Source organism: Sphingopyxis sp. (assembly GCF_965279725.1).
In the GTDB taxonomy this organism is placed as follows: Bacteria; Pseudomonadota; Alphaproteobacteria; order Sphingomonadales; family Sphingomonadaceae; genus Sphingopyxis.
Genome location: NZ_CBDIIL010000001.1, coordinates 551,904 through 564,177 on the forward strand (window position 1 = coordinate 551,904; position 12,274 = coordinate 564,177).

The 12,274-nt window shown below is 64.5% G+C and carries 5 protein-coding genes and 1 tRNA gene; 4 read left to right on the forward strand and 2 right to left on the reverse strand.

Features of this window, described 5'->3' with window-relative positions:
• Window positions 1–146: 146 nt before the first annotated feature.
• Both ACQY6T_RS02640 and ACQY6T_RS02645 read right to left on the reverse strand, forming a co-directional pair.
• Window positions 147–7,181 (reverse strand): putative Ig domain-containing protein, encoded by a 7,035-nt coding sequence (locus ACQY6T_RS02640; protein ID WP_428628099.1) that lies wholly within the window; start codon window positions 7,179–7,181, stop codon window positions 147–149.
• 259 nt (window positions 7,182–7,440) lie between these two features.
• Window positions 7,441–7,527, reverse strand: a tRNA-Leu gene (locus ACQY6T_RS02645).
• 201 nt (window positions 7,528–7,728) lie between these two features.
• Between ACQY6T_RS02645 and ACQY6T_RS02650 the strand changes: the two genes are divergently transcribed.
• From ACQY6T_RS02650 to ACQY6T_RS02665, 4 genes are all read left to right on the forward strand, one after another.
• Window positions 7,729–8,667 carry a complex I NDUFA9 subunit family protein gene (locus ACQY6T_RS02650; RefSeq protein ID WP_428628101.1) on the forward strand — a complete coding sequence of 313 codons (939 nt, stop codon included), beginning with the start codon at window positions 7,729–7,731 and terminating at the stop codon, window positions 8,665–8,667.
• Window positions 8,667–9,467 carry an undecaprenyl-diphosphate phosphatase gene (locus ACQY6T_RS02655; protein ID WP_428628104.1) on the forward strand — a complete coding sequence of 267 codons (801 nt, stop codon included), beginning with the start codon at window positions 8,667–8,669 and terminating at the stop codon, window positions 9,465–9,467. The genes ACQY6T_RS02650 and ACQY6T_RS02655 overlap by 1 nt, the downstream gene beginning before the upstream one ends.
• A 158-nt stretch (window positions 9,468–9,625) precedes the next feature.
• Window positions 9,626–11,068, forward strand: a complete 1,443-nt coding sequence (locus tag ACQY6T_RS02660) for an NAD(P)-dependent oxidoreductase (protein ID WP_428628107.1) — start codon at window positions 9,626–9,628, stop codon at window positions 11,066–11,068.
• Between the two features lie 22 nt (window positions 11,069–11,090).
• A complete protein-coding gene (locus tag ACQY6T_RS02665; protein ID WP_428628110.1) occupies window positions 11,091–12,266 on the forward strand; it encodes a DUF2059 domain-containing protein in 1,176 nt (391 codons plus the stop codon).
• Window positions 12,267–12,274: the final 8 nt, after the last annotated feature.

Consider the following 12,274-nt stretch of genomic DNA (forward strand, 5'->3'; position numbering starts at 1 on the left):
CGCCCATCAGAGCTCGACAGCCGCGCGCGAGGCTTGCCGCCAACGCGCCGTGGGGCAAGGCGCGCGGTGTACCGTGACATTTTTCCAACCAACCACGGAAACATCCGCGCGGCGCCTTCAACGCCGCGCGGCGGTCCCCAAGCGGGTCAGAATGCCTGTTTAACGTTAATCAACACACCCTGATCGGTCCCCGCGCCGCTGTTGCTGCGACGTGAATATTCGATGTCGACCGCGGTCCGATCGCCGATTGCCATCTCGACCCCGATCCCCATCAACAGCCGGCTGCGCGCGTAGCCCGTCAGCGGAACCCCGTTGAACGGCCCCGAGATCTGATCGAAATAGGCGACCAATGCTTCGCTATCGCGCTCGATATCGCGCTGATATTCCAGCCGCAGGCGCGGCAAGAAAAAGCCGTTCTCGACCGCAATCCGATAATCGACATTGGCCCCCGCGCCGATCGTGGTGAATGCCACATCCTGATCGAGGTAGGTCAAGTCGAACACCGATCCGCTGTTTTCGGTGTAACCGTTGAGCTTGCCGCGCTGCGCGTCGATCCGCGCATAGGGCGTGAAGCGCCAGTCGCCGCTTTCGATATCGGCGCCGGCCGATACCGAACCGAACCATTGGCGACCGCTGCGCGACGAATTGACCAGCGCGCCCGACAGCGTGACATAACGGCGCAGGTCAAAATCGAGCCACTGATACCCTGCCAGCCAATCGACGTAGAGACCGCCGCCGAGCAGATGGCTGCCATAGATCGCCAGCGTTTTCGCTTCGCCCTCGCTCTGCGACCCGTTGCGACCGACATCGGTGGTCTCGCGGCCAAGGCCGACCCCGACCCCGGCAGCGAACGACGGACTGAAGCGATAGTCGGCGCCAAAGGTGATGCCTTCCGATTCAAAGCGTTCGGACGGGCGTCCGGTCTGTTCGTCGCGGTCCCCCCAGCGGATCGCTCCGCCCGCCCAGATGGTGAGCGGTGCCTGCGCGTTGCCCGAGCCATCCGTGGCGGCTGCCGTGCCGGTGTCGTCGGCGGGCGCCGCCGACCCGATTGCGCCGCCACCGAGCATGCCATCCGACATCAGGCCGCCCTGGGTGTTGCCGCCAAAACCGCCCGGCCGGCGATTCGGTCCGCCTGCCGCGTTGCCGCCCGCATTGGCACAGATCGGATTGGTCCAGGCGGTAACGGTATCGATGCAATGATCCGATGCGCTGATCCGCAGCGAGTTGCTGAACCCGCCTCCCCCACCGCCGCGACGCATCCCTTCGAGCCGGCGATTGAAATTGCCGACCTGGGTGTCGACAAAGCGCCGCGCCGAGTTGACCTGCGCCTGAACCAGCCCCCGCACTTCGGGGTCATTCGCCGGATTGGGCCGCGCAACGATCCGCAACGTGTAGGTAATCGTTGCCGTCGAAGGTGTGCCGCCTGTGCTGTCGCTGACCGTGATCGCAAAGGTGACATCGCCGGACCCCGTGGGGGTTCCGGCGATCACGCCGGTCACCGCGTCGATTGCCAGGCCCGGAGGTAGCGTCCCCGAACTGACTGCGAAGCGGTAGGGCGCGATGCCGCCCGTGGCGGTGAGCGGCTGGCTGTAAGCAACGCCCTGCGTCCCCGCCGGCAGCGTTGCCGGAGTGACGGTAATCGCGGAATTTGCCACGGTCAGCGTCAAGCTGGCGGCGCCAGCCTGACCATTGGCGTCGGTGACAGCGACGGTGAAGGCAAAGGCGCCCGCCGCCGCCGGCGTTCCCGAAACAACGCCGCCGGTGGACAGCGACAGTCCCGCGGGCAGCGCGCCGCCGCTCAGCGCAAAGCGGTACGGCGCGACCCCGCCCGCGGCGGTCAGCGTCGCGGTATAGGCGGCACCGGCGGTCGCACGCGGCAGGTCGGTCGGGGTTACCGTCACCAGCGGTGCGACGACGGCAAGGCTGTAATTACCCTGGACCGTGAACGGCGCGCCCGCCCCGGTCGATCCGGTATCGGTGGCGGTCACCGCGAAGCTGAAACTGCCCGATGCCGTCGGCGACCCGGAAAGCAGTCCGGTCGACGGATTAAGGGTGACACCCGCCGGCAGATTGCCGGTCAGGCTGTAGCTGTAGGGACCGACCCCGCCGGTCGCGGTAATCGCCTGACTATAGGCGGCCGCATAATTGGCGGTGAAGCTGCCCGTTGCGGGGGTTAGCGTCAGCGTCGGCGCGTTGACGACGAGCGTAAAGCTCTGGCTCGTGCTGAACGGCCCGTTGCCGGTCGACGCGTCGGTACCAGAGACAGTGAGGGCAAAACTGCCCGCGCTGGTCGGGATTCCCGATACGGTCACGCTGTTCGCGCTGCTGCCGCTGATCGCCAGCCCGGTCGGCAGGTTGGTCACCTGATAGCCAGCGAACGGCTGGGAGCCGCCGCTGAAGGTGAAGATCTGACTATACGGCATTCCCGCCGTTGCCGTCAGCGGTCCGCCGGCCGCGATGGTGATCGCCGGGTTGGCGACGGTAATCGTGACCGTGGCCGGAACCGACGTCCCGCCCGCGTTGGTCGCGGTGTAGGTAAAGCTGTCGGTACCGGCGAAATCCGCATTCGGCGTGTAGGTGATGCTGGTGCCGCTGGCCACCGCGGTCCCGCTGGCCGGGCTCGAGGCGATTGCGACGCTGGTCGCGGCACCGCCGGTGATGTTGAGCGCGATCGGGTTGGCGGTGCTGCCATAGGCAACGGTCGCCGACACCGAATTGGCGACGGGTGGCTGCTGGACGATCTGCACCGAATAGCTTTGGGTAGCCGAATAGGGGCCGGCACCCGTGCTGCTGTCGGTCGCGGTGGCGGAGAAGTTGAACGTGCCAAAGGCGGTAGGGGTGCCCGAGAGGGTTCCGCCGGACGACAGCGTCACGCCAGCCGGCAACGCGCCCGCCGTGACCGCATAGCTGTATGGCGCCGTGCCGCCGGTCGCGGGGTTCAGCGCCGCATTATAGGCGACCCCGACCTGTCCGGCGACCAGCGTCGTCGGCGGCAGCACGACCGTCGCAGCACCGATCGCCAGGCTGTACGCACGGCTGCCCGTCTGTCCATTGGCGTCGGTCGCGGTCAGCGTGAAGTTGAACGTGCCGCCGGCGGTCGGCGTCCCGGCGAACACGCCGCCCGCAGACAGCGTCAGCCCCGGCGGCAACGCGCCCGCAGAGAGCGCATAACCATAGGATGCGACGCCGCCCGAGGCGGTCGCCGTCTGGTTATAGGCGATCCCGACGGTGCCGGCCGGCAGCGTTTCCGGCGCGATCGTGATCGTCGGCGCGGGGACGTTGATCGTGTAGTTTTGCGCGATGGTAAACGGCGCACCCGCGCCGGTCGCACCGGTATCGGTCGCGGTAACCGTGACCGGATAGCTGCCCGGTGCGGTCGCGGTGCCGCTGAGCGTATTGCCACTGAAGTTCAGACCTGTCGGAAGGGTTCCGGTCAGCGCGTAGCTGAACGGACCGACGCCGCCGCTCGCGGTAAAGGCTTGCGAGAAGGCGGCGCTGTAGGGCGCGGTGAGCGTCCCCGCCCCCGGCGTCATCGTCAGCGACGGCGCCGCGACGACCAGCGTGAAATTCTGGCTGGCATTGAACGGCCCGTTGCCGATCGACGCATCGGTCGCCGACACGGTGATCGTGAAGCTGCCGGCGCTGGTCGGTGTCCCGATCGCTTCGACCGTGTTAGCGCCGCTGCTGCCTGCCTGCATCCCGGCGGGCAGGCCGGTGACCTGATAGTTGGTGAACGGCTGGGTGCCGCCCGTGAAGGTGAAGCTGTTGTTATAAGCCGTGCCGACCGTCGCGGTCAGTGGACCGCCCGCGGTGATTGTGATCGTCGGACCGCCAACCGTAATTGTGACCAGCGCCGGCGCCGAATTCGCGCCATTGTTGCTGGCGATATAGGTGAAGCTGTCCGACCCGGCAAAGCCGGTATCGGGAATATAGCTGATCGTCATCCGATCCACGACCGCCCGGCCCCGGGTCGGCGGCGTCGCGACCGCAACCGAATTGGCATTGCCCGTGATGCTGAGCGGGACGGGGGTCAGTCCGGCGCCATAGGGGATATTCGCGCTGACCGGATTGGCCACCGGCGGCGTGTTGACGATGTTGATCGAATAGCTTTGCTGAACGACCGCCGAGCCATTGGGATTGCTGTCGGTCGCGGTGACCACAAAGCCGAAATTATTGGCGGTCGTCGGGGTTCCCGTTATCGCGCCAGTCGGCGACATCGTCAGACCATTGGGCAGCCCGCCCGAGGTCACGACATAGCTGTAGGGGGCGACGCCGCCCGTCGCCGCGTTGATCTGCGCGGAATAGGCGACATCGGTCCCCCCGTCGGGCAGCGCCGTCGTCGGCAGGACGAGCGCCGGAACATCGACGGTGAGCGTGTAGGCACGGCCACCCGTATAGGGGCCAGGCGCCGCGGTGGCATCGGTCGCGGTAATCGTGAAGGTGCGCGGGCCACCCAGCGTCGGTGTGCCCGACAAGGTTCCGCCGGTCGCGAGAGTGAGACCGGGAGGCAAGCTGCCCGAGGTCACGGCAAAGCTGTAAGGCGCGATCGACCCGTCGGCGGTGATGGTCTGGCTGTACGCCACTCCAAACGTCGCGTTCGGCAGCGATACCGGCGTCAGTTCGATGAACGGCGGCGCGACAGTCACCGTATAAGCGCGGCTGGTCGAGTAGGGTCCGGGCGCTCCGCTGCTGTCGAGCGCGGTAATCGTGAAATTGGCGTTGCCCGCCGCGACCGGGGTTCCCGACAGGGTGCCGTCCGACGCAAGCGCCAGCCCTCTGGGCAGCGTCCCCGCGGTAACCGTGTAACGATAGGGCGCGACGCCGCCATCGGTCGTCAGGATCGCGCTATAGAAAACGCCGACCGTCCCGTTCGGGAGGTTTTCGGGCAAAATGTTCAGCAGCACGTCGTCGTTGACGATCGTCGCGGTTGCGGTGCCGGTCGCGATGGTGACGTTAAACGCGCCCGACAAGACGGCGGTAAAGCTCTCGTCGCTTTCCGGGGTGGTGTCGCCAAGGATCGTCACCGGGAAATTCTTGGTCGTTTCGCCGGGCTGGAACACAAGGGATGCGGTGGTCGCATTAAAGTCGCTGCCCGCGGTCGCCGATCCGTTGACAGTCGCGGCATCGATCGACACCTGCTGGCCGCTGGGGGCATCGAGGGTAATCACGAAGTTCCGGACCACGGCCCCGCTATTGCCTTCGACCACCGAAAAGCCGTTGATCGAAGCCGACGGCAACGGATCGTCGTTGGTGATCACACCCGTACCCTGCGATCCGTTGACAAAGGCGCCGGTGACATTGGCGATCCGGACAAAGAAATCCTCGTCGGCCTCGTTCAGCAGATCGCCGTTCACGACGACGGTGAAGGTCGCCGACGCTGCGCCCGCTGGAATAGTGAAGCCGGTCTGGCTGTTGGCGACATAATCCTGACCCGCGGTCGCGAACCGGTTGAAGGTCGCAATATCGAGGGTCACGCCCCCGGTCGCGGCCGGCGCCGACAGCGTCAAGGTGAAGACAGCGTTGGTCGTCCCGCTATTGCCCTCGGTCACCGTGGCATTGCCGACCGTGATACTGGGGAAATCGTCGTTGGTGATCGTACCGGTCGCGCTGGCCGGCGTGCCGACGACATAGCCTGCCCCGGCGGCAAGGGTGATGATGACCGTCTCGTCGGGTTCGATCGTGCCGTCCGAATTGGGATTGATGACGATTGTCTGGCTGGTCGATCCGGCCGGGATGACGACCGTCGTTCCCGTCGAGGCATAATCGTTGCCGTTGGTCGCGGTACCGCCCAACGTGAAATTCACGGTCAACGCCGAGGTCGGTGCGGCGTCGAGCGCAACGGTATAGACCAGATTCGGGGCGCCATTTTCCAACACGCTGGCCGGCGACACGGTGATCGTCGCAGTGGGCACATCGTCATTGAGGATCGTTCCGGTCGCCGAAGCGGGTGCGCCGACAAGGTACCCGGCCCCCGTCGCGACGGTCAGGATGACCGTTTCATTGGCTTCGACGGTGCTGTCGGCGGTGGGATCGATGGTCACGGTCGCAGTGGTGGCGTTGGCGGGAATCGTCACGGTGGCGACGCCGCCCGCATAGTCGGTTCCGGAGGTCGCTGTGCCGCCAGTGGTCAGGTTGACGGTCAGCGGGCTGGCGCTGGCGGCGCTGCGCGTGACCGTATAGACCAGATTGGTCGCGCCATTTTCGGAAACGGATGCCGGCGCCACCGCGATAGACACGGTGGGCTGCGCGACGACATTGATCGTCAAAGTTTCGAGTTCAAAATAGGGTGCGTTTGACGGCGTGCTGGCGTCAGTGACGCGCAATTGCACTGTGGCGCTGCCGGTGGTCGCCGGAGTGCCGGATATAAGGCCGCTGGGCGACAGACTGAGGCCGAACGGCATCGGCGTGCCCGGTGGTTCGGTGGCGTAGATATGCGGCGAGAGGCCGCCGTTGGTCGCCAGTTGCGCCGATGCCGGAACGCCCGCGGCCAGTGTTACGGTCGGCGTCGCCAGCGATAGCGAAGGGTTTTGCACCGATCCCGAGTAGCTTTTGACCGAGAAGGCACCCACCGAATCCTGAGACCGAACGCTAAAGGAGTAGAGCCCGCGCTGCGTCGGCGTGCCGGACAGCACCCCCGTCCCGCTAAGCGACACGCCGGGCGGGAAGGAGCCGCTGGCGAGCGAATAGGTATAGGGAGCAGTTCCGCCGGTCGATGACAGGCTTTGGTTGACCGGCGTGCCGGCAATCAGCGTCGGCAGGGTGTTCGGCGATACGACGATCGCCGACGTGGGCGGTGTAATCGTGATCGTGAACCGGATCCAACGCAGGTCGAGGTCCTCCATTTCGAAGGTGTCCTGGGTCGCGGAATCGCCGTTGTGGGTATAAATAAGAACGGATTTAGCGGTGCTTGGCGGCACGAAATCCTGACGCACGCTTGCCTGACCGTGCGAAGGCCCGTTGCGGGTTTGCGCAGGACCATTGCCGTAACCAAAGTTGTAATCGTCACAATCGGTTATATCGATTTCGATCGAACCGCCATTGGCGACGGTCGCGGTTTGCGGCGGGCAAGCCAGAGACGTGTGCTGCGCACTGGCGGTTCCAGGCATCATGGCACCCAATGCGACGAGCACCGCAATTACCATCCAGCGCGCAGCCATCGTGCGCAAAACCGCCAGTTTCATAATATCCCGTTCCCCGCGCCGCCCGTCGAATGACAAGACCACCCGCGGCGAACCCTAGGGATAGGAATGGAACACCACTAGAAAGGGAAATGTACTAGTTCACATCAATTTAGCGATCGAAGTCGATAGAATATGGCAAGTAAGAGCCAGCGGTTCCGGCTCGAAAAAGCCAGCCCGGCGAACCCTTGTCGCACCGCAAACAGGGCGTCCCCGCGACCGCTTGCGGAGCCGGATTTCGGATATCGCGCTGACAGGAAAATGGTGCCCAGAAGAGGACTCGAACCTCCACGACCTTGCGATCGCCAGCACCTGAAGCTGGTGCGTCTACCAATTCCGCCATCTGGGCACGGGGTAGGAGCGGGCGCTTAGCGGCGGGGCTATCGGCTTGTCAACCGCGGCGCGCGCCTTGACGATCATTTTGTCGAAAAGCCGCGGGTTTCGTCCGGCAACTCCGCCCTCGCCCCTTGCCCCCTTCCCCGCTTCGCGGCATGGGAAGCCGTGCGGCGCCCTCTGCGCCATGTTCAAGAATCGATCACAGGCGGACGCAATGCAGAAACTCGACGGGCAATTGATCACGGTGTTGGGCGGCGGGGGCTTTGTCGGGCGCTATGTCGTGCAACGCCTGCTCGCGCGCGGTGTGCGCGTCCGCATCGCGCAACGCACCCCACGTGCCGCGACCTTCCTGAAACCGCTCGGCGGGTTGGGCCAGACGCAGTTCGTCACCGCCGACGTCCGCGACCCCGCCAGCATTGCACGCGCGGTGAAGGGTAGTGATGCGGTGATCAACCTGGTCGGCGCGTTCGACAATATGCAGGCGGTGCAGGCCGATGGTGCAGGCCATGTTGCCGCCGCCGCGAAAGCCGCTGGCGTCCGCGCCCTCGTCCATATCTCGGCAATCGGCGCTGATCGCGACAGCGCGTCGGCCTATGGCCGCAGCAAGGGCGACGGCGAAGCCGCGGTCCGCGCCGCCTTTCCCGATGCCGCCATCCTGCGCCCGTCGATCGTCTTTGGCCGCGAAGATCAGTTTATCAACCGCTTTGCCGGAATGATCCGCATGGCGCCCGTGATCCCGGTGGTAGCCCCGCATGCGAAATTCCAGCCGGTCTATGTCGGTGACGTCGCCGATGCGGTCGTCGCCGCGCTGGGCGATACCGTTTCGGGCCAGACCTTTGAGCTTGGCGGGCCGCAGGTGCTGACGATGGGCGAGCTTCAGCGATGGATCGCCGACGCGATCGGTCGCAAGCCGCTGTTCGTCGACGTCCCCGATGTCGTTGCGGGGGGGCTCGCGTCGGGGTTCGGCTGGGCCCCCGGCGCGCCGATCACCAAGGATCAGTGGCTGATGCTGCAAAACGACAACGTGGTCGCGAACGGCGCGGCGGGCTTGGCCGAGCTTGGCGTTGCGCCGACATCGCTGGCGGCGGTCGCCGACGACTGGCTGGTGCAATATCGCCGCCACGGCCGTTTTGCTCAGCTTGCCTCGCGCTGATGGGTATCTGGCTCACCGTCATCATCCTCGGCATCGTCGAGGGTCTGACCGAATTTCTTCCCGTCTCGTCGACGGGCCACCTGATCCTCGCGACCGAGCTGCTCGGTTATGACGCGTCGCGCTGGGCGATCTTCAACATCGCGATCCAGCCGGGCGCGATCCTGGCGATCGTGGTGCTTTATCGGAAATTATTCTGGGACATGTTCACCGGTTTCTTCCGCCGCGATCCGGTTGCCATCGCCTTTGTCCGTAACCTGGCGCTCGCGTTCTTCCCGGCGGTCATCCTCGGCTTGGCGCTGGGCGACTATATCGAGGTGCTGCTGGAAAATGCTGTCGTCGTTGCATGGGCGCTGATTATCGGCGGTTTCGCGATTTTGCTGGTCGAGCGCTTCGCCAAGCCGAAGGAAAGCGGCGGCGTCGCCAATTTGTCGGCGCGCCAGTCGATCTTGATCGGCCTCGTTCAGTGTATCGCGATGATCCCGGGCGTTAGCCGGTCGGGCGCAACGATACTGGGCGCGATGTCGCTGGGCGTCGATCGCAAGACCGCCGCTGAGTTCAGCTTTTTCCTCGCGCTGCCGACGCTGTCGGGCGCGACCGCGCTGCAATTGTTCAAGCATCGCGACGCAATCACGACCAACGACCTCAGCCTGATCGCGGTGGGGGCGCTGGTTTCGTTCATCGTGGCTTGGGCGGTCATCAAAGCGTTTCTGGCGGTGGTGACGCGATACGGTTTTACGCCTTTTGCCTGGTACCGAATCGTCGTTGGCGTTGCCGCATTGGTCTGGCTGGGCCTGAGATAGGTCCGATACGGAACTAGTTGCGAAAGATAGTTGCGCGAAATTCGTCATACCTCGATTTTGATCGCAATTTAAGGTCAATAATATTGACCTATCTGCCATTTCGCCCGTGACATGGCGGTTTTCGCCATGCATTTCCCCCGCATCGAAGGGGAAATTGCATGGCTGCCGATCGCATGCTTCAATTTGTGGAGCGCGAACAACATTATCCGGACAAGCGCTCTGCCGATGACCGCGCGCAGGACTTTCGCGAGATTGCGGAACGTTATGCCGCGCCCGACGCCGATGCACAGGCCGCGCGCTGTTCGCAGTGCGGCGTCCCCTATTGCTCGGTTCATTGCCCGCTGCACAATCACATCCCCGATTGGCTGCGCCTGACCGCCGAAGGGCGGCTGCGCGAGGCCTATGAGCTGAGCAACGCAACCTCGACGATGCCCGAAATCTGCGGCCGTATCTGCCCGCAAGACCGATTGTGCGAAGGCAATTGCGTCATCGAATTTTCAGGCCACGGCGCGGTCACCATCGGCAGCGTCGAGAAATATATCACCGACACCGCCTGGGCCGAGGGCTGGGTCGAGCCGCTGCATCCCGGCACCGCGACCGGCCAGTCGGTCGGCATCATCGGCGCCGGTCCCGCAGGGCTGACCGCGGCCGAATATCTGCGCGTTGCGGGGCATGAGGTGCATGTTTACGACCGCCACGACCGCGCGGGCGGGCTGCTGACCTACGGCATCCCTGGCTTCAAGCTGGAGAAGGAGGTCGTGATGCGCCGGATCGACCGGCTGGTCGACGGCGGCATCCATTTCCATCTGGGCTTCGAAGTCGGGAGCGATGCGACGCTCGACGCGCTGCGCCAGAAGCACGATGCGCTGCTGATTGCGACGGGCGTGTACAAGGCGCGCGAGATCAATGTCCCCGGCAATGCGGCGGAAGGCGTGATCGCCGCGCTCGACTATCTGGTGGCATCGAACCGCAAGGGCTTTGGCGACGCGGTTCCGGCGTTCGACGACGGTCGCCTCGATGCAAACGACAAGCATGTCGTCGTTATCGGCGGCGGCGATACTGCGATGGACTGCGTCCGCACCGCGGTGCGCCAGGGCGCGAAGTCGGTCAAATGCCTCTATCGCCGCGACCGCGAAAATATGCCGGGGTCGCTGCGTGAAGTGTCGAACGCCGAGGAAGAAGGCGTCGAGTTCGTCTGGCTGTCGGCACCCGAAAGCTTCACCGCCGACAAAAGCGTCAAGCAGGTCGCCGTCGCGGGCATGCGCCTCGGCGCCCCGGACGCCAGCGGCCGCCGCAGCCCCGAGATCGATCCCGGCCGCCAGTTCGACGTTCCCGCCGACATGGTGATCAAGGCGCTGGGCTTCGACCCTGAGGAGTTGCCGCACCTGTTCGGCGCCCCCGACCTCAGTGTCACGCGCTGGGGCACGCTGCGCGTCGATCACCAGACGATGATGACCAGTTTGCCCGGGGTTTTTGCGGCGGGCGACATCGTTCGCGGCGCCAGCCTGGTCGTCTGGGGCATCCGCGATGGCCGCGATGTCAGCGAGCAAATGGCAAAGTGGTTGAAAGCCAAAGCGAAAAGCGAAAAGAAGGCAGCATGACCAACAGGGAAGGAAATTCGTAATGTCGAAATTCAAAGCGATGCTGCTCGCCGGAACAATCGCAATGCTGCCGCTGGGGGCGCAAGCCTATGCCGCGCCAAAAGAAGCGCCGATGGCGGAAGTCGTCGAAGCGCCCACGCCGACCGAGGCTGATGACGCCCAAGGCGATTTTGACAGCGAAGCTTATGCCGAACAGGCAAAGGCCAAGATGCAGAAGGAAATGGACGAGGCGATCGCGCTGGTCGAAAAAATGTTCGACACCAAAAGCCTGCCCCCGATCGAACCGGCGCGGTTGGCGCTTGGACAAAAAACCATGAGCGCGCTGATCCCCGCGGGCAGCCTCGAGAAGATGATCGATAATCTCTATGGCAAGATGTTCAAGACGATCATGGGTGAGCTCGGCGGCCAATCGGACCTGATGCTCTCGATCAAGACCGGCGTCGAAAGCGACAAGATCGCTACGCTCGACGAAGCGACAAAAGGAAAGATCGCCGACTTGTTCGATCCGCATCGCAAGGAGCGCGAAGACCAGATAACCAAGGTCATCAAGCCGCTGATTAGCGAAGCGCTGACCGACATGGAGGTACCGATGCGCGACGGCATGGCCAAAGCCTATGCCCGCAAATTCAGCGCCGCCCAGCTGGCCGACCTCAACACCTTCCTCGCGACCCCGACCGGCAGCCTCTATGCCAGCGAATGGATGGCGTTGCAGGCCGATCCCGAAGTGATGGTTGCGGTGATGAAAGCGCTGCCGCCGCTGGTCACGAAATTCATGGATCGCGGACCGCAGATCGAAAAGGATATGAAGGAGCTGCCGAAGGAAAAGCAGTTGTCCGATTTCAGCGACAAGGAACTCGCGTCGCTCGCCAAGCTGATGAAGGTCGATGTGAAGGTGCTGAAGGAACAGCGCGACATGTGGAAGACCGACACGGTGGAAACGACCGAGGCGCTGCCCGCCGACGCCGCTTATGACGATGCCGCGACCAACGCGGCGGTGGATGCCGCAGCCGAGGCGGCGGATGCGGCCGCTTATGCCACGGACGCTGTCATGGACCCCGCCGAGGATCGCAGCAACTGGTCGGCCGCCGACCTGAAGCGCGTCGAGGATCTCGAGGCCGCCTATGAAAATGCGTCGCTCGCGGCGCAGCAAGCCGCCGAGGAAGCCGCCGCCAACGCGCGGAAGAAACTGCCCGACTAAGTCTTATC